Origin of the sequence: Streptomyces sp. SID9727, assembly GCF_010550605.1 — a bacterium.
Classification (GTDB): Bacteria; Actinomycetota; Actinomycetes; order Streptomycetales; family Streptomycetaceae; genus Streptomyces.
Genome location: NZ_JAAGNI010000158.1, coordinates 1 through 19,184, shown reverse-complemented (window position 1 = coordinate 19,184; position 19,184 = coordinate 1). Strand labels below are relative to the sequence as shown.

The window sequence follows — 19,184 nt, the reverse complement described above, 5'->3', positions numbered from 1 at the left end:
GTCAGGGCCCCGGCGGGAAGCTGGCCGCCGGCCGCCCGCGCCGCCGCGGACCTGGCCCCGCCGGGCACCGGGCGGCCGACCCACTCGTCGGCCCGGCCGATCAGCCAGTCCCGGCTGGGCACGACGAGACCGGCCGGGGTGAACGCGATCTTCCGCAGCTCGGCGTGGCTGCCGGAGTCCTTGCGCCAGAGCCCGCTGACGATGTCGACCGCCTCGGCGGGCGTGGCGGCGAACTCCAGGCCCGCGTAGACCGGGGCGCAGGCGTCGAGCCCGAGGTCCTGCGCGGAGAGCCGGCGGCCTAGGCGCCGGGTGAAGACCTCGGCGATCAGCGCGGGGGTGGTGCCCCGGGGCTGCTGACCGCGCAGCCAGCGGGTCACGGAGGTCTTGTCGTACCGCAGGTCGAGTCCGTGTTCGAGGCCGAGCTGGTCCACCCGGCGGGCGAGGCCGGCGTTGGAGAACCCGGCCTCGGTGATGAGCGAGGCGAGCCGGCGGTTGGGCGTGCGCTGCGGAGGTCGTTCGGACATCAGCTGTAGGGTCTCCTGCCTTCGGGGCCGGGCAGCCCTCTGACGAACGGCGCGAATTTAACTGCCCGCGGGGCGGCCTCAGCACCCTTCGCTCCACATTCATCCGATCGTGTGAGGATTGTGGGCGGCGCTGACGGGGCGACCTGCCCGGCTCGCGCGCCGACGCCGGTCGTACAGTGGCTGGGGCCTTTCGTCCGGCCTGATCCGAACGAAAGGCCCGTGGCGCGATTCGTGCAGGGTGACGCGGTTCCGGGAAACCCCCGGACCCACGGCACCGCGAGGAGAAAGGCTGCTGCCGTGAGTGAGCTCCGGTTCGTCCGCATGGGATTCGGCGAGAACGCCGTCGACTACCAGGAGGCGTGGCAGAAGCAGCGCGAGGTGCACGCGGCGCGGTTCGAGGACTCCGTCCCGGACACCTGCCTGCTCCTGGAACACCCGCCCGTCTACACCGCGGGCAGGCGCACGGAGGACAGCGAGCGCCCCCTCGACGGCACCCCCGTCATCGACGTGGACCGCGGCGGCAAGATCACCTGGCACGGCCCCGGCCAGCTCGTCGGCTACCCGATCCAGAAGCTCCCCCGCCCGGTGGACGTCGTCGCGCACGTGCGCCGCCTGGAGGAGGCGCTGATCCGCACCGCCGACGAGTTCGGCGTCGCGACCAGCCGGGTCGAGGGCCGCAGCGGCGTCTGGGTCCTGGGCGACCCGGTCGAGCAGCGCCCCGCCCTCGGCGGCCTCACGCTCGATTTCGACCCGCGCCTGGCGGACGAGGAGTTCGACCCCCGGCTCAACGGTCCGGAGTACGCCCCCTCTAACGCCGGACAGCGCCGGGAAGACCGCAAGCTCGCCGCGATCGGCATCCGGGTGGCCAAGGGCGTCACCATGCACGGCTTCTCGTTCAACGTGAACCCCGACAACACCTGGTTCGACCGCATCGTGCCCTGCGGCATCCGGGACGCCGGCGTCACCTCGCTCAGCTACGAGCTGGGCCGCGACGTCACCATCGACGAGGTCCTTCCGGTCGTCGAGAAGCACCTCCGGGACATCCTGGAGAACGCCGAGCTCGCCCCCCGTACGATCGAGCGCACCGCCGACCCCGTGGCCACGGCGTGACCCACGGAACACGCTTCCGGGAATAGGCCCCGCCTGCCCCAGGTTGGGCAGACGTACAACCGAATGAACTACGGGCGTACCCTGGTGTTCGCCGAAGAATCCAATGCAGTGAAAGCAAAGGGGAGTGCCGGAGTGTCTGTCGCACCCGACGGGCGCAAGATGCTGCGCCTTGAGGTCCGGAACAGCCAGACCCCCATCGAGCGCAAGCCCGAGTGGATCAAGACCCGGGCGAAGATGGGCCCCGAGTACAACCAGCTGCAGAAACTCGTCAAGAGCGAGGGCCTGCACACGGTGTGCCAGGAGGCCGGCTGCCCCAACATCTTCGAGTGCTGGGAGGACCGCGAGGCCACGTTCCTCATCGGCGGCGACCAGTGCACCCGGCGCTGTGACTTCTGCCAGATCGACACGGGCAAGCCGCAGGCGCTGGACCGGGACGAACCCCGCCGCGTCGGCGAGTCCGTCGTCACGATGGACCTGAACTACGCCACCATCACCGGCGTCGCCCGCGACGACCTGGAGGACGGGGGCGCCTGGCTGTACGCGGAGACCGTGCGCCAGATCCACGCGCAGACGGCGGACCGGGAGGCCGGCCGTACCAAGGTCGAGCTGCTGATCCCCGACTTCAACGCCGAGCCCGCCCAGCTCGCGGAGGTCTTCTCCGCGCGCCCCGAGGTGCTCGCGCACAACGTGGAGACGGTGCCGCGCATCTTCAAGCGCATCCGCCCCGGCTTCCGCTACGAGCGGTCCCTGGAGGTCATCACCCGCGCCCGCGAGGCCGGTCTGGTGACCAAGTCCAACCTGATCCTCGGCATGGGCGAGACCCGCGAAGAGGTCAGCGAGGCGCTCCGGGACCTGTACGACGCGGGCTGCGAGCTCATCACGATCACGCAGTACCTGCGGCCCTCGGTGCGCCACCACCCGGTCGAGCGCTGGGTGAAGCCGCACGAGTTCGTGGAGCTCAAGGACGAGGCCGACGCGATCGGGTACTCCGGCGTCATGTCCGGACCGCTCGTCCGCTCCTCGTACCGCGCGGGCCGCCTCTTCCAGCAGGCGATGGACCGCCGCGAGGCCCAGGCCCCGGTGCCGTCCGCGTAACCCGCACCCGCCCGACGCGGTCCGTCCCGTCCCCGCAGGTCCGAGAGGCCCGGGGGCGCGGACGGACCGCGTCGGCGTGCGCGGGGCCCGTATCGAGGTTTCATTGGTGTGTGACCGACCGGTCACGCGCTGGTAACACCGAACGGTGACGCTGGACGCACGCGCGGCGCGGTGACCCGGACCGCCACCGCCGTGCCCGCGCCCCGTCTCCAGTCCGCGCAGCACCCGTACATCGTTTCCGAGGGGACTTGCCACGATGCAGGCCGCGCCGGTACGCGCCACCGTCATCCCGACCGTCACCAACACCCTCCGCGCCGTGGAGTCGCTGCTGCTCGGCAGCGGCCAGCGCACCGCCCGCCGCAACGCCTGGACGGCCGTCCTGGAGGACCGCCGCCGGGCGAAGGACCGGGCCGAGTCCGGCTACGTGCCGGAACGGGAGGCCGTGGCCGCCCGCCGTTCGAAGGCCACGTAAACTTCATTGCATGGCGAGGAAGGCAAACACCACTGAAGGCGCGGACAGCGCCGAGAACGCGGGGCGGCTCAAGCAGATCGCTCTGACCTACAAGATGACCAAGCGGACCGACTCCAAGATCGGTCTTGTGGTCGCGGGTGTGGGAATCGTCACCTTCGGTGTCATCCTCGCGATCGGTTTTCTGATCGATCACCCGATCTACCTGGGCATCCTTGGCTTCGTGCTCGCGCTCCTCGCGATGGCGATCATCTTCGGCCGCCGCGCCGAGCGCGCCGCCTTCGGGCAGATGGAGGGCCAGCCGGGCGCCGCGGCGGCGGTGCTGGACCGCGTGGGCCGCGGCTGGACGACGACCCCGGCGGTCGCGATGAACCGCAGCCAGGACGTCGTGCACCGCGCCGTCGGCAAGGCGGGCATCGTGCTGGTCGCCGAGGGCAACCCGAACCGGGTGAAGAGCCTGCTCGCGGCCGAGAAGAAGAAGATGGCCCGCATCGTGGTGGACGTCCCCGTCCACGACATCATCGTCGGCAACGGTGAGGGCCAGGTGCCCCTGAAGAAGGTCCGCACCAAGATGCTGAAGATGCCCCGCGTCCTGACCGGCCCCCAGGTGACGGCCGCCAACGACCGGCTCCGCGCGATGGGCGACCTGATGAGCAACATGCCGTTGCCGAAGGGGCCCATGCCCAAGGGCACGCGGATGCCTCGCGGCGGCAAGATGCGCTGACCGGGCCTCGTCCGGAGAACACGGAGGGCGGGCCGTGAACCACGAGGTTCACGGCCCGCCCTCTGTGCGTTTCCTGCGCCTCATACGCGGATCTGGACCGCGCGGGACAGGCGGTCGTGGAGGCCGCGGCCGTCTCGGTCCCAGACCAGGGCCGGGATCGCCAGGCAGAGCAGGACGCTGCGGACGAGGACCCGGAGGAGGCCGAGGCGGCCGCCGTCCTCGGCGACGACCCGGGTGCCCATGAGGCGCTTGCCGGGGGTGCAGCCGATCGTGCCGACGGTGAGCACGCTCATCACGAGGAAGATGCCGAGCGCCCAGTTCCCGGACGCCTGCTGGTCACCGCGAGCGAACAGTCCGTATGCGATCAGCATGCACAGGGCCCAGTCGATGAAGAGGGCCCCGAAGCGCCGGCCGAGCGGGGCGATGGCCCCGGGACCCTGCTCGGGAAGGCCGAGCCGCTTGCCCCGGTAGCCGAAGTCGGCGCCCATGTCCTCGGCGGCCGCGCGCGGCCCGGAGAGCCACGATCCGATTGCTTGCCTGTTGTCCACCCGACCACGGTACTGCGCCCGGCCGCGCACCTTCCCCCGTGGGTGCCGTCCCACGCGTCGTCCCACTCCTCGGACGGCCTTCCGATACGGCCGGGAGGCCCGTAAGACCCCGCCGGAGGGACGGTCCGGGGCCCGTGCGACCGCTCCTCGCACCCGCGCCGGTTAACTTCGGCGAAACAAATGGGTCATGCTTGAGAAATCCGGTCTGCCTATGGTCGGGTCCAGCGTGTGCCACCGCACTGGTCACACAACGAGCTGCAACCCCGTCCCTCCCGGGCCGGGAGTAGGAGGAGTTGGATGTTCCAGAACGCCGACGACGCGAAGAAGTTCATCGCCGACAACGACGTCAAGTTCATCGATGTCCGGTTCTGTGACCTGCCCGGTGTGATGCAGCACGTCACCGTGCCGGCGGCGACCTTCAACCCGGCCGACGAGCTTGCCTTCGACGGCTCGTCGATCCGCGGCTTCCAGGCCATCCACGAGTCCGACATGTCGCTCCGCGCGGACCTGTCGACCGCCCGGGTCGACCCCTTCCGCCGTGACAAGACCGTCAACATCAACTTCTTCATCCACGACCCGATCACCGGCGAGCAGTACAGCCGTGACCCGCGCAACGTGGCCAAGAAGGCGGAGGCGTACCTCGCCTCGACCGGCTTCGCCGACACCGCGTACTTCGGCCCCGAGGCCGAGTTCTACGTCTTCGACAACGTCCGCTTCCAGACGTCGGCGAACGAGAGCTTCTACCACATCGACTCCGAGGCCGGCGCCTGGAACACCGGTGCGGTCGAGAACAACCGCGGTTACAAGGTCCGCTACAAGGGCGGCTACTTCCCGGTGTCCCCGGTCGACCACTTCGCGGACCTGCGCGCCGAGATGTCCCTGGAGCTGCAGAACAGCGGCCTGGAGATCGAGCGCCAGCACCACGAGGTCGGCACCGGCGGCCAGGCGGAGATCAACTACAAGTTCAACACGCTGCTCGCCGCGGCCGACGACCTGATGCTCTTCAAGTACATCGTGAAGAACGTCGCCTGGCGCAACGGCAAGACCGCGACCTTCATGCCGAAGCCGATCTTCGGCGACAACGGCTCGGGCATGCACGTCCACCAGTCCCTGTGGTCCGGCGGCGACCCGCTGTTCTACGACGAGCAGGGCTACGCGGGCCTGTCGGACATGGCGCGCTACTACATCGGCGGCATCCTGAAGCACGCCCCGTCGCTGCTGGCCTTCACCAACCCGACGGTGAACTCCTACCACCGCCTGGTGCCCGGCTTCGAGGCCCCGGTCAACATGGTGTACTCGCAGCGCAACCGCTCCGCCGCGATGCGCATCCCGATCACGGGCTCCAACCCGAAGGCCAAGCGCGTCGAGTTCCGCGCCCCGGACCCGTCGTCCAACCCGTACCTGGCCTTCTCGGCGCTCCTGATGGCCGGCCTGGACGGCATCAAGAACAAGATCGAGCCCGCGGAGCCGATCGACAAGGACCTGTACGAGCTGGCCCCCGAGGAGCACGCGAACGTCCAGCAGGTCCCGACGTCCCTCCCGGCCGTCCTGGACGCCCTCGAGGCCGACAACGAGTACCTCCAGGCCGGCGGCGTCTTCACGTCCGACCTGATCGAGACGTGGATCGACTACAAGCGCACGCACGAGATCGCCCCGATCCAGCTGCGCCCGCACCCGCACGAGTTCGAGCTTTATTTCGACCTCTAAATCGCGGCTGCGCCAGAACAGGAGCCCTGTCACTCTCCACGGAGAGCGACAGGGCTCTCCGGCGTTTTCGGGCTGCTCCCCGTCCGGCGGGACGTGGGCAGGTCGCGGGAGCGCCGGATCGGGGAGAAGAGCAGGATCAGTGGGGCGAGCGGGATTCCCGCTGTCGTGAGGGCCATGGCGGTACGGAGGCCGAGTGCGGTTCCGAGCAGGCCGCCGAGCAGTGCTCCGACGGGGATCGCTCCGTAGCTCAGGAATGCCGTGCTCGCGGTGAGACGGCCGAGGAGATCCGGCGGGCAGTAGCGTTGCTGGAAGCTCGCCTTGATGATGTTGCCGGCGACGACGCCCGCGCAGACGCTGAAGTCGCCTGTCACGAAGAGCAGGATCCCGGCTCCGCCGATGGTCAACGTCATGAGCAGACCGAGTGAGGGAAGACCCAGTTCGAACAGCAGGGTCGCGCGGGCGGTGCCGATCCGGTGGGCGACCCGGCGTGCGGCGAATGCCCCGGCTACGCCTCCGGCGCTGGTCGCCGCGATGACTACGCCGACCGCTCCCGGGGGCAGGCCCACGCCCCGTACCAGGAAGACCACTTGGATCGACTGGTATCCCATGAGGGCCAGGTTGGAGGCGGCTCCGAAGAGTGTGAACGTGCGGAGCCAGGGGTCGTAGGCGATCAACCGCAGGCCCTCGCGGACCTCACTGACCAGTGACGTGCGGCGGTGCCCGGTCCTGGTGGTGCGCGGCTCGCGATGCCGGATGCCTGTCAGGCACAGGAGGGAGACGTTCACCGCGCCTGCCAGCTGTGCGATCAGGCCGCCGGAGCCGAGCCCGGCGATCTGCGCGGCGGATGCGCTGCCATGCAGTTCGGCGTTGCCCTCGGGCTGCTCATCGGGGTCCAGAAGGGTGGGGAGATAGGCGGTGTACGCGGTCTGGAAGAACACCGTTGCCGTGCCTGTCAGCAGGGCGACGGCCAGCAGCAGCCCGATACTCAGCCGGCCGGACCACGCGGTGACCGGGACGGCGGCGAAGAGCACGAGGGAGACCGCGGCGGCTGAATCGCGGCTACGCCAGAGCAAGAGCCCTGTCACTCTCCACGGAGAGCGACAGGGCCTTTCGGTTGTGCCTCGCGCTGCGCGGGAGCCTCTCGCAATGTCCTGACCATGACCGCGTACAGCGGGGAGTCCTCGGAAGGCTTGGCCTCGTCGCGCTTTTCGTAGCCCCACTTCTCGTACAGGGCTTGCACCCTCGGGTGGGTAGCGTCGACCAGGAGGGTCACGAAGTCGACGTCGACGGATCGGATCAGTGCGTCGTGGATCTGTTGGGCCCGGCCGGTCCCCTGCCACCGGGGCACCACCATCAGCTCGGACAGAGCGAAGATGCGGCCGCGCACACCTCTGGGCCGGTCCGCCCCCTTCCACCAGCCGCCCGGTTTGAACCTCGAACCGTACGCGTACCCGACCGCCCCGCCGTCCTCCCAGCCCGAGACGCACAGCCAGTCCTCGCGCCCGGACCACAGGTCTACGTAGTACGAGAAGCGCTCGCGCGAGTGGAACGGGTCGGGCTCGTCCGCGTAGACATCGTCGTGTATGTCCAGGAGCAGGGAGCGCACGTTCGGGGCGTCGGCGTGCGTGTACGTTTTCAGATCCATCGGCGTGACTCCTCGATCCAGCTCACGACCTCGGATGCCTTCGTGCCCGTGGCCTCGATGACTTGGCGGGTGACGGCAAGCGTCCTCGTCGTACGCAGCGATCCGGACGCCGGCAGCAGCATCTCGTACGCGCGGCGTCCTGTTCCGGCGGCAAGCTCCGCCTCTCCTTGTCTTGCCTGGGAGAGCGACAGGTGCGCCGTATAAAGCGCCTTGTTGCGGACCATGTCGTCGGGGATCGCCGCAAGAGTGCGGTGGAGGCAGGACTCGGCCCGCTCGTGTTCCCCCAGTGCGGTCCAGACGTACGACGACAGGGCGTCGAATTCGGCTCGGTTGTAGAACGAGATCCACGCGGAGGGCTGTACGCCGTCGGCGCGTCCGAACGTCCTCTCCGCGAAGCTCATGGCACGCAGGGATTCGGTGGGCTGATGCAACCTGGCCAGGGCGTTGGCGTGCCGCATGTGTCCCAGCGACGCGTACAGCGGGTCGCGCCGGGCGGTCGAGTAACGCTTCATGACCTCGGCTCCGGCCGCCGCCTCGGCGTGGTTCTCGCGCTGGCTGGAGGTGAGCATCAGATGGTCCCACACGCGGTACATGGCTTCCCCGTCACGCGCCAGGCCCGCCAGAGGGAGGGCCTTGTCGAGGTGACAGCGGGCACGCCGTGGAGCACTTGCATCGATGGCGGCGAAGGCCGCCAGGCACGTGGCGTCGGAGGCGAGCCGGTACATCTGGCGACGCACGCGGTCCGAGGCGCCGCCGCCGGCGAGCGACGACTGGATGCGCGACGCGAGCTCGATGGCCTTGTTCTCGATCTTCCCCGCCCCGCCGAGCCGCGCGTCACCGCGCAGCAGCTCGGTGTACTCCAGATGAAACCGGTCGGCGTCGGCTTGTCCCAGCCGCGTGAGGCGCGGCGGGGCAGCAGCGGCGACGGCAGTTCCGGTCCCCGCGACAAGAAAGGTACGGCGGTGCACTGGATCCTCCGCTTGTACGGCGGTGGGTGGTGGGGCAAACCCTAAGTCCGCGACAAGGCAGCCGAATACCGCTTCGAGTGCGGCGCTCGTGCGGCCGATCGGTCTGCGGGTGCTGCCGTTGAGGAGGTTGCGCACTGTGCGAGCTGACACATCGCCCGGCCTCCCGCTGAGATCATCGAGCGCGATGTTCATCTGACGCGCTAATTCTTCCTGCGTCAGGCCGAGTTCATTCATCCGGCCTCTCAGGATGACGTTCACTCCCATGCCGCAGAACGTAGCCGGGCCGCTACGTCCGAGCCAGCCGTCGGGTAATGCGGACGTAAAGTTTTCCGGTTGGCAGTGGGCGACCAGGCGGCGACCTTTCCTGTTCAGTGCCGCCCGACGGTCGTTGACTGGTCACACGCCCCGGAGGTTGAAGGACGCTCCGGGCGGCTTCCCGAAGCAGCGACCACGCCCTGCCCGTGGCACGGCCCGCTGCGCCGACCCTCACCCGCAGGAGTGCGCGATGACCACGCCCCTCCCCGCCGACGAGCAGCCGGAGTACGGCGTCCCTAGCTCCGACCTGATGGCCCGCGCCCAGGAAGGGTTCGAGACTTTCCTCGACCGGTTCGAGGACGACGCCCCGTGCGAAGAGAAGGCCGCGCGATGACCACCGTCGGTCTCGGATCGTTCTTCCACGAGGACGATCATCCCTGGCTGCACCGGCAGGTCCGCGACATCGCGAACCGCGGCGAGGGCGAGCTCACCGCGATCGTTCACGAGAAGGCCAACGGACGGACTGTCCGCGTCGCGCACGTGCGGCCCGCCTCCGGGGTCGAGTGGACGACGTCCGCGGAGAACCTCCAGCTCATCACGTGAGACAGCGACCGACGGTTCTCGCGCACGCCGTCGCCGCCGCTCTCCTTACGGCCACCGCCGGTACGCCCGGCGGATGGCCCACCAACTTCCGCCCGGCCGGATCACCAGCCTGGGGCGGAAGCACCACCGGGCACCACTCACACATCGACGTAAGGAACACCACCATGATCGACGCCCACAGCGAGAACAGCGACACCAGCGCCGAGAGGAAGACGGTCGCGGTCGACCTCGGCGATGTCGCCGAACTGACCCAGGGCCAGGGTGGCGGGCAGTCGGAGGACAAGCGCCGCGCGTACAACTGCTGACCCCCGTCGCACGGGTGCGGCCCCAGCCTTCGGGTCGGGGCCGCACCTCCTTCGCAGGATCTGGAGGACACGTTGCCCATCGGCGGATTCAGCACCACCCGACCCGGCCTTCCTCGCCCACTCGGCGCGCAGAGCTTCACCACGTCATCTCTGTGGCGGCTCGGCAGCATTCCCATCCGCACAGCGCAGCGGCCCGGCCGCCGCATCCATGTCATCGGCTTGTGCGGAGCCACCGCCGCGGAGGTACAGACCCTCGCCGATTGCCCCGTGCCCACCCGCGCGACGTGGCAGTGGCCGGGCAACTACGCGATCCTGGAGGAGTTGGCACACGGGCTGGTCTTCCACACCGACACGGCCGCCGCACTGCCCCTGTACGCAGTCGTGTGGCAGGGGACCTGGGCGTGGTCGACGTCGGCCCGCTACCTCGGCGCCCTGGCAGGCGCTCACGTCGACACCAAGCGTCTGGCATGCGCGTTCCTCGCTCCATCCGTGCCCGTATTGGCCTCTGGCCGTACGTATTTCGCCGGAGTCGAACAGCTCCCACCCGGCAGCCGCATCGAACTGCCCGCCACCGGAGACCGGTACGTGTACAGCACCACATGGTGCCCCGACCCCCTCGACGGGCCGCCACCGCACCTGCGCCTGCGTAACGCCCTCACTGCCGCCGTACGTCTCCGCGCCGACACCGACCTCCTCAGCGAGGCTGCCGAGGACTACGCGGCCGCGCCCGACCCCCTACCGGGCCTGGACGCCTCGGTACGCATCCTCGTTGACGAGATCCGCGAGGTGGCACGTACGGCGGTGGCCGACGCCGAGCTGGCAGACGCCTGCGGAATCGATCTGCACAATCCATTCCTGGATGCCTCCGTGGTCGACGCGGTGCTAAGGACCCCAGTCGGTCTGCGTCCCGCTCCCTACGCCTACAAGCCGGTGCTGAAGCGGGCGTTCGCCGATCTCCTCCCCGCCGAACTGGTGGCCCGCACCACGAAGGGCGCCTTTGAGGCAGACCACTACGGCGGACTGCGCGCTGTCCTTCCCCAACTCCTCGACACCGGAGGCATGAACCTGGCCGCGCTCGGCCTGATCGACGCGAAGCGATTCCGTGAGCAGATCCGCCACGCCGCCGCCGGGGTCCCGATGCCGCTCGCGCACATCGAGCAGGCCCTGGCTGCCGATGCCTGGTTGCACACCATCACCCACACCCCTGATCCCGTGTGGGGCGCCCTGGTCCCCGGAAAGGTGGAGTAATGGAGCGATCCGTCGACTTCGGCCATGTGCAGGTCGTCATCGACTACGACACCGGCGGCGTGCGCTGCCTGATTCCGCCAGAGCCCGCCCCGTCGACCGCGCCGAAGGCGAGCTGGGGCAGCGCGGAGCATCCCGCCGGCCTCACCGTCCCCCGCGATACGTGGAGCTCCACCGCAGCCGCCGCCCTCTTCGGTGTCGTGGCGGTCAAAGCGGCGGGGAGGAAGGAATCCGCCATGCGACGTATCACCGACGCCGTCCGCGCGGCCACGTCGACAGCCACCCACCCCGCCACCCCCGAGCAGGCCGAGCGTGCCGTCCTCGCCGTGCGCCGGGCCGCCTGGTATTCACCTGCCCGCACCGCCTGTCTGGAGGAGTCGGCCGCCGCCGTGCTCCTCCTCGCCCTGCGGCGCCGGTCCGTCGTCTGGTGTCACGGTGTCGCGCCGGACCCCGTACGCCTGCACGCCTGGGTCCAGACTGGCGACGGAGCCCTCGCGGCCGAACCGGCGTCCACGCTCTTCTACACGCCCGTCCTGATGATCGGAGACACCCATGACTGAGCCGGCTCTGTGGCTGGCCACCGAGACGTGTGGCCTGGGCTCCTACCGTGCGGATCTGGTCGAGACGTACTGGAAGTGGGAGCAGGACCCGACCGTCATGGTCGGCTACGGCCGCCAGGTGCCCGAGTCCTTGGAGGCGCGTGCCGAGGGCATGCAGCACCAGCTCCGGGGGGCCAACTTCCGCTTCACCGTTTACGACCTGACGGAGCCCGAGCCCGTCCCGGTCGGCGTCACCACCCTCCTTCCCGACGAATCCGTACGCACCGCCGAGTTCGTCGTCATGCTGGCACGCGAAGCCCGTGGGCGCGGGCTCGGTGTCGAGGCGACTCGACTCACCCTCGACTACGCGTTCCACGTGGCCAGTCTGCGCATGGTGTGGCTCAAGGTGCTGGCCCCGAACGTGGCCGGGATCAAGGCGTACGAGCGTGCCGGGTTTCAGCACGCGGGGCGGCTGCGTGAGGGCGGGTACTGGCTCGGGCAGGTTTGTGACGAGGTGCTGATGGATGCACTGGCAGCGGACTTTAGCGGGCCTTCGGCGGTGCGGGCGCTCCTGGGCCGCGGCCGAACGGAGTGAGTCCTCACTCATTGACGGAGTGAGGACTCACTCCGTAAGGTCGGGTCATGACCGCATCCGAGGAGAGCACGACCGCCCGCCGCCGCGCCCCCGCCATGTCGCCGGAGCAGCGGCGCGCGATGATCATCCAGACGGCGATCCCGCTGATCGCCGAGTACGGCTCCGCCCTCACGACCGCGAAGATCGCCCGGGCCGCGGGCATCGGGGAGGGCACCATCTTCCGGGTCTTCGCCGACAAGGAGGAGCTGATGCAGGCGTGTGTGGCCGAGGCGCTGTCCCCCGAGCACGCGATCCGCGAGCTCGACGCGATCGATCTGGCCCAGCCGTTGCCCGACCGGCTCGTGGAGGCGGCCGAGGCGCTGCAGGCGCACATGGCCCGGATGGGCGCGATCCTCGGGTCGCTGGGGCATGGCGGCGGCAAACACCCCGGGCCGGTACGCGGTGCGGGGCGGAATGAGTCGTCGGCCCTGGTCCGTGCGGCCGTGGCGGAGTTGCTGGAGCCCGACCGGGCCGCCCTGCGCCGGCCCCCCGAGCAGATCGCGGCGCTCTTCTTCGGGCTGCTGTTCACGCAGCCGCGTACGGGGGACGAACCGGACCTCACCCCCCGGGAGCTGGTCGAGGTCTTCCTGCACGGAGCGGTCGCGGGGTAGGCGCGACGACGGGGCCCGGCGGCCCGGGGCCGGGGGCCGCTCGCCCCGGGCCCCGCGCCGCCCCCTCAGTGCCCGCCCGTCAGCTCTCCGCTCAGCGTGCGGTGCAGGTCCGCGCTCGGCTGGTTGAGGCCCACGATCTCGACCGTCTTGCCGCGCTGGGCGTACTTCGTCTCGATCGCGTCCAGGGCCGCGACCGACGAGGCGTCCCAGATGTGGGTGGCCGTGAGGTCGATGACGATCTTGTCGGGGTCGGTGGCGTACGCGAAGCGGGTGACCAGGTCGTTGGAGGAGGCGAAGAAGAGTTCGCCGGTGACGGAGTAGACGACCTGCCCGCCGTCCGGGTCCACGACCGCCGTGACGTCGGCCAGGTGCGCGACGCGGCGGGCGAAGATCACCATCGCGGTGACCGAGCCGACGACGACCCCGATCGCCAGGTTGGACGTGGCGACGACGATGGCGACGGTGATGACCATGACCACCGTCTCGCCCACCGGCATGCGGCGCAGGGTTTTCGGGGCGATGGAGTGCCAGTCGAACGTGGCGAAGGAGACCATCACCATCACCGCGACCAGCGCCGCCATCGGGATGTCGGAGACGACCGGGCCGAAGACGATGCAGAGGATCATCAGGAACGCACCCGCGAGGAACGTGGAGAGGCGGGTGCGGGCCCCGGAGACGCGGACGTTGATCATCGTCTGGCCGATCATGGCGCAGCCGCCCATGCCGCCGAAGAAGCCGGTGACGATGTTGGCGACGCCCTGGCCGACCGACTCGCGGGTCTTGTTGGAGCGGGTGTCCGTGATGTCGTCGACCAGCTGGGCGGTCATGAGGGATTCCATGAGGCCGACCAGCGCCATCGCCAGGGCGTACGGGGCGATGGTCGTCAGCGTGTCCAGCGTGAACGGCACGTCGGGCAGGCCGGGCACGGGGAGCGAGGAGGGCAGGTCGCCCTTGTCGCCCACCGTCGGGACCGCGATGCCGGCCGCCACGGTGATGACGGTCAGGATCACGATGGAGACCAGGGGCGCCGGGACCACCCGGGTGACCTTCGGGAAGAAGACCATCAGGAGCAGCCCGCCGCCGATCAGCGGGTAGACCGCCCAGGGCACGTCGTGCATCTCGGGAACCTGGGCGATGAAGATCAGGATCGCCAGGGCGTTGACGAAGCCGGTCATCACGGAGCGCGGCACGAACCGCATCAGCTTGGCGACGCCCAGGGCGCCCAGCGCGATCTGGAAGACGCCCGCCAGGATCACGGTGGCGACCAGGTATCCGAAGCCGTGTTCGCGGTTGACCGGGGCGATCACCAGGGCGACGGCGCCCGTCGCGGCGGAGATCATCGCCCGGCGCCCGCCGACGATCGAGATCGTGACCGCCATCGTGAAGGCGGCGAAGAGGCCGATCGCGGGGTCCACCCCGGCGATGATCGAGAACGAGATCGCTTCGGGGATGAGGGCCAGCGCGACAACGAGTCCGGCGAGCACCTCCGTACGCCACACCTTGGGGTCGGAGATCCAGTCGGGCTTGAGGGCGCGCAGCCGGAAGGCGGACGTGGTCGAGGGCGGTGCAGAGGACAAGAGGGCGTACCTGTCGGTCGGGCGCGCCCGTGGGAGAGGGCGTGCGGAGGTAGACAGCGGGGAAGGCGGGTTCCGGCGGACGCGTGCGTACGCGCCGGGGCCGGGGTCGGCCCAGGGGCGGGTCCGGCAGGTCGGCGCGCGGACGGGGCCCGGAGGCTCAGGGGTGAGGGGTCACGGCGGGCAGGCGGCGGTGCGGGGCGTCGTCATGCGCATCCGCTCGCTCGCTCTCTGTCCACCGGAATTCGGGGCGCTCCCCCGGCCCGCACAACCACGTGCGGAGCCCGTACGCGCGTGCGCGCGCTGCGGGGTGCCCAAGCCACTGTACCTTCCCGCCCGGCCCCCGTAGGGTCGTGTCCGTGAACACCGGACCGGCGATACGCCATACACGGAACGGCTACCCGGTGGTGGGCTGAGCCCCCGCCGTGGCCCCGCCGGCTGTTCCGTACGCCTGGCGCGAGGGCCCCCTCGGCTCGTACACCGTACGCATCCACTGTGTCGAGCCGAAGAGAGCACGAGGTCGTCAACCATGTCCGTTGCGTTCAACCACACCATCGTCGCCGCCGTGGACCGCCATGCGTCCGCGCGGTTCTTCCGGGAGCTGCTGGAGCTGGACGAGGCCCCGTCCTGGGGGCCGTTCGTCAATGTCCGGCTGGAGGGCGGCGTGCTGCTCCAGTTCGCGGAGCCGCCGGTGGAGATCCAGATGCAGCATTACGCGTTCCTCGTGGACGACGAGATGTTCGACCGGGCCTACGGGCGGCTGGTCGAGGGCGGGGTCGAGCACTGGGCCGATCCGCAGATGAAGCGGCCCGGGAAGACCAACACCGAGCACGGCGGGCGGGGGGTCTACTTCAAGGACCCGGCCGGGCACGCGATCGAGCTGATCACCCGGCCGTATCTGTAGGCGGACAGCCGGACGGACCCCGGGGGGTCGCGGTGCGGGGCCGGAGCGCGGAGGGTGGGGGGATGAGTGAGCAGGTTCCGCCCGGCGGTCCGGTCCCGCCGCCGCCCCGGCGGCGGATGTGGCCGTGGGTGCTGCTGCTGGTCGCCGTGGTGCTGGCCCTCGCCGCGGGGGCGGTCATGGCGGTGCTGTCGGACGTGCTCCGCTCGGAGGGCTCGCGGAAGGTGCACATCCGGTACGAGGTGACGGGGACGGCGCGCGACGTGGTGCTGACGTACAGCACCTGGCGGGGTGAGGAGCTGTCGACCGGGCGGCTGGCGCTGCGGTCGCTGCCGTGGGCCGGGGAGTTCGACACCAAGGGCTTCCTGAGCGGCGGCTCGTTCGTGGTGAGTGTGGGCCGGGGCGGCGGTGACGTGTCGTGCGCGGTCACCGTGGACGGCGGCACGCGGCGTACGGACTCGGCCTCGGGTGCGTACGCGACGGCGACCTGCGACGGGTACTGAGGGGCGAGCCCCGGAAGGACTGCTTCCGGGACCCGCCCCGTCGGTCTGGGGTCAGCGGCCGTAGCGGATGAGGGCGCGGACCATGCGGCAGGTGATGTCGGACGGCGGGTGGATGCCGAGGCGCGCGGCGGTCGTGCGTATGCGGGCGTTGTTCGCGCTGGACGGGAGGTAGACGCCGGTGTCGAGCAGGGCGATGGCGAGGCGCATCGCCTTCAGCCGGCGGTTGTGCGAGACGTACCACTCGCGGGGGCGGCCGGCGGGGAGCGGCTTCTTGGTCAGGGGCTGGTGCAGGGGCTTGTCGAGCGGCTTGGTCGTGACTGCGGCAACGGCCATGGGCTACCTCCTGGCACGGTGGCGGAACTCTTCGGAAACCCTCACGAACTGACTCCCATTCTACCGGTCCGCACTGACAATCGCCCCTGGCCAGAGGGGTTTTCGGCCGCTCCTACGAGGTCCGTCCCGTACCGTTGGCCCCATGGAGATCTGGATCAATCCCGCGTGTTCCAAGTGCCGCAGCGCGGTGCGGCTGCTCGACGCGGAGGGGGCCGACTACACGGTCCGCCGTTACCTGGAGGACGTGCCGTCGCCGGACGAGATCCGGGCGGTGCTCGACCGGCTCGGCCTCGAACCGTGGGACATCACGCGGACCCAGGAGGCGGACGCGAAGGAGTTGGGCCTGAAGGACTGGCCGCGTGAGGCGGATGCCCGGGAGCGGTGGATCACCGCGCTCGCCGAGCACCCGAAGCTGATCCAGCGGCCGATCATCACGGCGGAGGACGGCACGGCGGTCGTGGGCCGCACGGACGAGGCGGTCCGGGACGCGCTGGGGCGTAGCTCCTAAGGCGTGTTCCGCGGGGATCCGCCGGACAGGCCCTGGGCCAGGAACTCGCCCATCCGGCGGTTGAGTTCCGGGGCCGTCGGGGCGTGCAGGGGCAGTGCGTGGTGGGAGACGTCCGGGAGGACGGACGTCTCCGCCCTCGGCAGCAGCCGGCGCGCGGCGGCGGCCGTCTTCGCCGCGTCGTGGGCGCGGCTGTCACCGGCGAGCAGGATCAGCGTCGGTACGTCGAGGGCGCGCAGGGCCTTTGGCTCGGGGCGGGGGCCGGTGACCGGGCGGGCCGCGGGGAAGCCGGCCGCCGCCTCCCGGAGCCGCAGCCAGTGGGGTTCGAGCGCGGCGCCGCCGGTCTCCCAGGTCAGGAAGGCGCGGGTGCGGGCGGCGTTCGGGCGGAGCAGCATCGGCAGGGCGTGCAGCAGGTAGCCGGGGCGGAATCCGCCGAAGCAGCCGGTGGGGTCGAGGAGGATGAGCCTCCGCAGCCGGTCGGGCGCGTGCAGGGCGTAGTGGAGGGCGATCCAGCCGCCGTACGAGTGGCCGGCGAGGGCGACCGGTCCGGTGGCGCGCAGGCCGTCCAGCAGGGCGTCGAGCCAGCCGCAGAGGTCGGCGACGCTGCGGATGGGGCGCTCCCCCGGCGTGCTGCGGCCCGGCTCTCCGATGAGGTCGGCGGCGTGGACGCGGTGGGTCCGGCCGAGGGCGGCGGCCTGGGCGTGCCAGGCGGTGGAGGTCGCGCCGCCGCCGGGCAGCAGGATCAGGGGCGGGGCGTCCTCGGGGCCGTAGCTGTTGAGGTGGGTGGTGCCGTAGGGGGTGGGGACCGTGGTCGGCGCGGTGCCGGGCGGCCAGGTGGCCGCGACGGTCGCGTCGTAGGCGGCGAGGAAGGCCGCGTCGGCGGTCGTCGCGGGCGGGGTGGGTGTCATGGGCGCTCCCTGGACTCCGTACGCCTGGATATTATCTCGCTGAGCGAGACAATAGCGGGAGGTGCCGGAGATGACCGAGCAGGGGCCGGAGTTGGAGATCGTCCATCTGCTGCGGAAGGTGACGTCCGCATTCGGGCTGCGCCAGGCGGAGTTCGCGGCCCGGCACGGGATGCATCCGACGGATGTACGCGCCCTGGTGTGCCTGCTCGACGCGGAGCGCGAAGGGTCGGGGGTCACCGCCGGGCGGCTGGGGGCGGAGCTGGGGCTGAACTCGGCGGGCACCACGTCGCTCATCGACCGGCTGGAACGGCTGGGGCATCTGACGCGGACGCGGGACGAGCGGGACCGGCGGCGGGTGCTCCTGCGGGTGACGCCGCGGGCGGTGGAGCTGGGCTGGGCGGCGTTCGGCCCGGCGATCGGGAGCGCGGTGGCGCTGCTGCGGGAGTTCGACGCCGAGGAGGCCGCGGCGGTGCGGCGGTTCCTGGAGGGATTCCTCGCCGCGGTGTCGGAGGAGGGAGGCGGCGGGGCGGGTTCCGCCGCCTGACCCCGCCCCGCCGCCCAGGTGTATTGACCCGCAGTCAGCAACGCTCGTGAGCCCTACGCCTAGGGCGTGTTTCGAAAGTAGCGCCGTCCGCCCGTAGGGCGGGTCCGGCGGCGTCTGGTGCGTGCGATCGCAAGGCGGAGGGTCGCCCCGATACTGGTTGTATCGGGGTGATCCCGACAACGCGGCGAGCGTGCGTGCCAGGCGTCGCCGGACAGGCGGGACTTTCGAAACACGCCCTAGGCGCCGTGTGCCTGGGCCTCCGCCTCCGCCAGGAGCTCCGTCAGCCGGAGGCCGAACCGCACGTCGCAGGGGTGGGCCTCGCCCGTACGCACCGAGGCGATCAGCGCGTCCACGGCCGCCGCGAAGGCGTCCACCGCCCCGTCCCACCTCGGCAGCTCGGCGACGCCGTGCTCGCCCCGCAGGACGACCTCGACCCCGGCTGCGGCCACCGGCGCGCCGAGGGTCAGGGTGACCGTGCTGGACGCCCCCGAGGTGTGGCGCAGGACCAGGTGGTGGGCGTCGGCGGGGCCACGGACGGCGGTCAGCTCGGTGACGTCGCCCAGGACCGGGAGCAGGACCGAGAGGGCGTGCGGGCCGACGTCCCAGAGGCCGCCCCGCTCGCGGCGCCAGGGGGACGCGGCGTAGTCGCTGTCGGTGCCGGGGGCCCAGAGCGCGGCGATCCACTCGGCGCGGGCGGTGAACCAGTCGCCCGCCGCGGCTTGCTCGGCGATCCAGGCGGCGGGCCGCGGGGCGAACCTGAGCGTGCAGAACACGACGGAGGCCACCCGGGCCTGCTCGGCGGCCTCGGCGACCTCGCGGGCGCCGGCGACCGTGGTGGCGACCGGCTTGTCCAGGATCAGGTGGCAGCCGGCCGCGGCGGCGCGGGCGGCCAGCGGGGCCTGCACGTCCGGCGGCAGCGCGAAGGCGACGGCGT

At 70.8% G+C, this 19,184-nt stretch carries 24 protein-coding genes and 1 pseudogene; 16 read left to right on the top strand and 9 right to left on the bottom strand.

Translation table 11 applies throughout. From position 1 onward, the window contains the following. Positions 1-524 (bottom strand): annotated as a pseudogene (locus tag G3I41_RS10825) (regulator); the annotation flags it as partial. A 297-nt stretch (positions 525-821) separates the two neighbouring features. Here G3I41_RS10825 and lipB point away from each other — a divergent pair. From lipB to G3I41_RS10805, 4 genes are all read left to right on the top strand, one after another. Next, positions 822-1,634: a lipoyl(octanoyl) transferase LipB gene (lipB, locus tag G3I41_RS10820; RefSeq protein WP_164399986.1), complete on the top strand. Its 813-nt coding sequence runs from the start codon at positions 822-824 to the stop codon at positions 1,632-1,634. Between the two features lie 159 nt (positions 1,635-1,793). Beyond that, positions 1,794-2,729: a lipoyl synthase gene (gene lipA, locus G3I41_RS10815; RefSeq protein WP_164399988.1), complete on the top strand. Its 936-nt coding sequence runs from the start codon at positions 1,794-1,796 to the stop codon at positions 2,727-2,729. 256 nt (positions 2,730-2,985) lie between these two features. Further along, positions 2,986-3,201, top strand: coding sequence for a hypothetical protein (locus G3I41_RS10810; protein WP_164399985.1), 216 nt, complete (start codon positions 2,986-2,988; stop codon positions 3,199-3,201). A 10-nt stretch (positions 3,202-3,211) separates the two neighbouring features. After that, entirely contained in the window at positions 3,212-3,922 is a 711-nt protein-coding gene (locus tag G3I41_RS10805) for a DUF4191 domain-containing protein (protein ID WP_164399984.1), read from the top strand. Between the two features lie 80 nt (positions 3,923-4,002). On the opposite strand, the gene G3I41_RS10800 is transcribed toward G3I41_RS10805, so the two are convergent. Continuing rightward, complete coding sequence (locus G3I41_RS10800; RefSeq protein WP_164399983.1) at positions 4,003-4,470, bottom strand: RDD family protein; 468 nt, start codon at positions 4,468-4,470, stop codon at positions 4,003-4,005. Positions 4,471-4,767: 297 nt separating this feature from the next. On the opposite strand from G3I41_RS10800, the gene glnA reads away from it, so the two are divergent. Continuing rightward, positions 4,768-6,177, top strand: a complete 1,410-nt coding sequence (gene glnA, locus G3I41_RS10795) for a type I glutamate--ammonia ligase (protein WP_164399982.1) — start codon at positions 4,768-4,770, stop codon at positions 6,175-6,177. A gap of 29 nt (positions 6,178-6,206) precedes the next feature. Here glnA and G3I41_RS10790 read toward each other — a convergent pair whose 3' ends face one another. From G3I41_RS10790 to G3I41_RS36740, 3 genes are read right to left on the bottom strand one after another with little or no spacing between them, the layout of a single operon-like run. Further along, on the bottom strand, positions 6,207-7,250 hold the full coding sequence (locus G3I41_RS10790; protein WP_239081576.1) for an MFS transporter: 1,044 nt from the start codon (positions 7,248-7,250) through the stop codon (positions 6,207-6,209). A gap of 8 nt (positions 7,251-7,258) precedes the next feature. Continuing rightward, positions 7,259-7,822, bottom strand: coding sequence for a GNAT family N-acetyltransferase (locus G3I41_RS10785; protein ID WP_164399981.1), 564 nt, complete (start codon positions 7,820-7,822; stop codon positions 7,259-7,261). Beyond that, entirely contained in the window at positions 7,813-9,054 is a 1,242-nt protein-coding gene (locus tag G3I41_RS36740; RefSeq protein WP_239081575.1) for a helix-turn-helix transcriptional regulator, read from the bottom strand. The genes G3I41_RS10785 and G3I41_RS36740 overlap by 10 nt, the downstream gene beginning before the upstream one ends. Before the next feature lie 241 nt (positions 9,055-9,295). On the opposite strand from G3I41_RS36740, the gene G3I41_RS36345 reads away from it, so the two are divergent. The 7 genes from G3I41_RS36345 (at position 9,296) to G3I41_RS10750 (ending at position 12,982) form a co-directional block, all read left to right on the top strand. After that, positions 9,296-9,439, top strand: a complete 144-nt coding sequence (locus G3I41_RS36345) for a hypothetical protein (RefSeq protein ID WP_203600691.1) — start codon at positions 9,296-9,298, stop codon at positions 9,437-9,439. After that, positions 9,436-9,648 carry a hypothetical protein gene (locus G3I41_RS10775; RefSeq protein WP_164399980.1) on the top strand — a complete coding sequence of 71 codons (213 nt, stop codon included), beginning with the start codon at positions 9,436-9,438 and terminating at the stop codon, positions 9,646-9,648. Before G3I41_RS36345 ends, G3I41_RS10775 begins: the two co-directional genes overlap by 4 nt. Before the next feature lie 164 nt (positions 9,649-9,812). Continuing rightward, entirely contained in the window at positions 9,813-9,953 is a 141-nt protein-coding gene (locus G3I41_RS10770; protein WP_164399979.1) for an albusnodin family lasso peptide, read from the top strand. Between the two features lie 267 nt (positions 9,954-10,220). Then, the gene (locus G3I41_RS10765; RefSeq protein WP_343242102.1) at positions 10,221-11,201 is read left to right on the top strand and encodes an asparagine synthase-related protein; all 981 of its coding nucleotides are present in this window, start codon (positions 10,221-10,223) and stop codon (positions 11,199-11,201) included. After that, positions 11,201-11,758: a lasso peptide biosynthesis B2 protein gene (locus tag G3I41_RS10760; protein WP_164399977.1), complete on the top strand. Its 558-nt coding sequence runs from the start codon at positions 11,201-11,203 to the stop codon at positions 11,756-11,758. The genes G3I41_RS10765 and G3I41_RS10760 overlap by 1 nt, the downstream gene beginning before the upstream one ends. Further along, the gene (locus G3I41_RS10755) at positions 11,751-12,332 is read left to right on the top strand and encodes a GNAT family protein (RefSeq protein WP_164399976.1); all 582 of its coding nucleotides are present in this window, start codon (positions 11,751-11,753) and stop codon (positions 12,330-12,332) included. The genes G3I41_RS10760 and G3I41_RS10755 overlap by 8 nt, the downstream gene beginning before the upstream one ends. A 47-nt stretch (positions 12,333-12,379) precedes the next feature. Next, positions 12,380-12,982: a TetR/AcrR family transcriptional regulator gene (locus G3I41_RS10750; protein WP_164399975.1), complete on the top strand. Its 603-nt coding sequence runs from the start codon at positions 12,380-12,382 to the stop codon at positions 12,980-12,982. A gap of 65 nt (positions 12,983-13,047) precedes the next feature. On the opposite strand, the gene G3I41_RS10745 is transcribed toward G3I41_RS10750, so the two are convergent. Continuing rightward, positions 13,048-14,559, bottom strand: a complete 1,512-nt coding sequence (locus tag G3I41_RS10745) for a SulP family inorganic anion transporter (protein ID WP_164399974.1) — start codon at positions 14,557-14,559, stop codon at positions 13,048-13,050. Positions 14,560-15,085: 526 nt separating this feature from the next. On the opposite strand from G3I41_RS10745, the gene G3I41_RS10740 reads away from it, so the two are divergent. Both G3I41_RS10740 and G3I41_RS10735 read left to right on the top strand, forming a co-directional pair. Continuing rightward, positions 15,086-15,460 carry a VOC family protein gene (locus G3I41_RS10740; RefSeq protein WP_164399973.1) on the top strand — a complete coding sequence of 125 codons (375 nt, stop codon included), beginning with the start codon at positions 15,086-15,088 and terminating at the stop codon, positions 15,458-15,460. A gap of 62 nt (positions 15,461-15,522) precedes the next feature. Continuing rightward, complete coding sequence (locus G3I41_RS10735) at positions 15,523-15,960, top strand: hypothetical protein (protein WP_164399972.1); 438 nt, start codon at positions 15,523-15,525, stop codon at positions 15,958-15,960. A 51-nt stretch (positions 15,961-16,011) separates the two neighbouring features. On the opposite strand, the gene G3I41_RS10730 is transcribed toward G3I41_RS10735, so the two are convergent. After that, positions 16,012-16,293, bottom strand: a complete 282-nt coding sequence (locus G3I41_RS10730) for a hypothetical protein (RefSeq protein ID WP_073965512.1) — start codon at positions 16,291-16,293, stop codon at positions 16,012-16,014. Positions 16,294-16,435: 142 nt separating this feature from the next. Between G3I41_RS10730 and G3I41_RS10725 the strand changes: the two genes are divergently transcribed. Next, positions 16,436-16,801, top strand: a complete 366-nt coding sequence (locus tag G3I41_RS10725; RefSeq protein WP_164399971.1) for an arsenate reductase family protein — start codon at positions 16,436-16,438, stop codon at positions 16,799-16,801. Here the strand turns inward: G3I41_RS10725 and G3I41_RS10720 are convergent. Next, entirely contained in the window at positions 16,798-17,706 is a 909-nt protein-coding gene (locus tag G3I41_RS10720) for an alpha/beta fold hydrolase (protein WP_164399970.1), read from the bottom strand. The genes G3I41_RS10725 and G3I41_RS10720 overlap by 4 nt on opposite strands. Before the next feature lie 70 nt (positions 17,707-17,776). On the opposite strand from G3I41_RS10720, the gene G3I41_RS10715 reads away from it, so the two are divergent. Continuing rightward, positions 17,777-18,250, top strand: a complete 474-nt coding sequence (locus G3I41_RS10715; protein WP_164399969.1) for a MarR family transcriptional regulator — start codon at positions 17,777-17,779, stop codon at positions 18,248-18,250. A 236-nt stretch (positions 18,251-18,486) separates the two neighbouring features. Here G3I41_RS10715 and G3I41_RS10710 read toward each other — a convergent pair. Further along, positions 18,487-19,184: Gfo/Idh/MocA family oxidoreductase (locus tag G3I41_RS10710; protein WP_164399968.1), on the bottom strand; the 698-nt coding region annotated here is incomplete at its 5' end.

Coding starts and splice junctions, on each gene's coding strand:
- G3I41_RS36740 (WP_239081575.1), bottom strand. CDS start 9,054: ATGGGAGTGAACGTCATCCTGAGAGGCCGGATGAATGAACTCGGCCTG.
- G3I41_RS10740 (WP_164399973.1), top strand. CDS start 15,086: ATGTCCGTTGCGTTCAACCACACCATCGTCGCCGCCGTGGACCGCCAT.
- lipA (WP_164399988.1), top strand. CDS start 1,794: ATGCTGCGCCTTGAGGTCCGGAACAGCCAGACCCCCATCGAGCGCAAG.
- G3I41_RS10805 (WP_164399984.1), top strand. CDS start 3,212: ATGGCGAGGAAGGCAAACACCACTGAAGGCGCGGACAGCGCCGAGAAC.
- G3I41_RS10775 (WP_164399980.1), top strand. CDS start 9,436: ATGACCACCGTCGGTCTCGGATCGTTCTTCCACGAGGACGATCATCCC.
- glnA (WP_164399982.1), top strand. CDS start 4,768: ATGTTCCAGAACGCCGACGACGCGAAGAAGTTCATCGCCGACAACGAC.
- G3I41_RS10755 (WP_164399976.1), top strand. CDS start 11,751: ATGACTGAGCCGGCTCTGTGGCTGGCCACCGAGACGTGTGGCCTGGGC.
- G3I41_RS10785 (WP_164399981.1), bottom strand. CDS start 7,822: ATGGATCTGAAAACGTACACGCACGCCGACGCCCCGAACGTGCGCTCC.
- G3I41_RS10735 (WP_164399972.1), top strand. CDS start 15,523: ATGAGTGAGCAGGTTCCGCCCGGCGGTCCGGTCCCGCCGCCGCCCCGG.
- G3I41_RS10715 (WP_164399969.1), top strand. CDS start 17,777: ATGACCGAGCAGGGGCCGGAGTTGGAGATCGTCCATCTGCTGCGGAAG.
- G3I41_RS10725 (WP_164399971.1), top strand. CDS start 16,436: ATGGAGATCTGGATCAATCCCGCGTGTTCCAAGTGCCGCAGCGCGGTG.
- G3I41_RS10730 (WP_073965512.1), bottom strand. CDS start 16,293: ATGGCCGTTGCCGCAGTCACGACCAAGCCGCTCGACAAGCCCCTGCAC.
- G3I41_RS10750 (WP_164399975.1), top strand. CDS start 12,380: ATGACCGCATCCGAGGAGAGCACGACCGCCCGCCGCCGCGCCCCCGCC.
- G3I41_RS10760 (WP_164399977.1), top strand. CDS start 11,201: ATGGAGCGATCCGTCGACTTCGGCCATGTGCAGGTCGTCATCGACTAC.
- G3I41_RS10720 (WP_164399970.1), bottom strand. CDS start 17,706: ATGACACCCACCCCGCCCGCGACGACCGCCGACGCGGCCTTCCTCGCC.
- G3I41_RS10810 (WP_164399985.1), top strand. CDS start 2,986: ATGCAGGCCGCGCCGGTACGCGCCACCGTCATCCCGACCGTCACCAAC.
- G3I41_RS36345 (WP_203600691.1), top strand. CDS start 9,296: ATGACCACGCCCCTCCCCGCCGACGAGCAGCCGGAGTACGGCGTCCCT.
- G3I41_RS10770 (WP_164399979.1), top strand. CDS start 9,813: ATGATCGACGCCCACAGCGAGAACAGCGACACCAGCGCCGAGAGGAAG.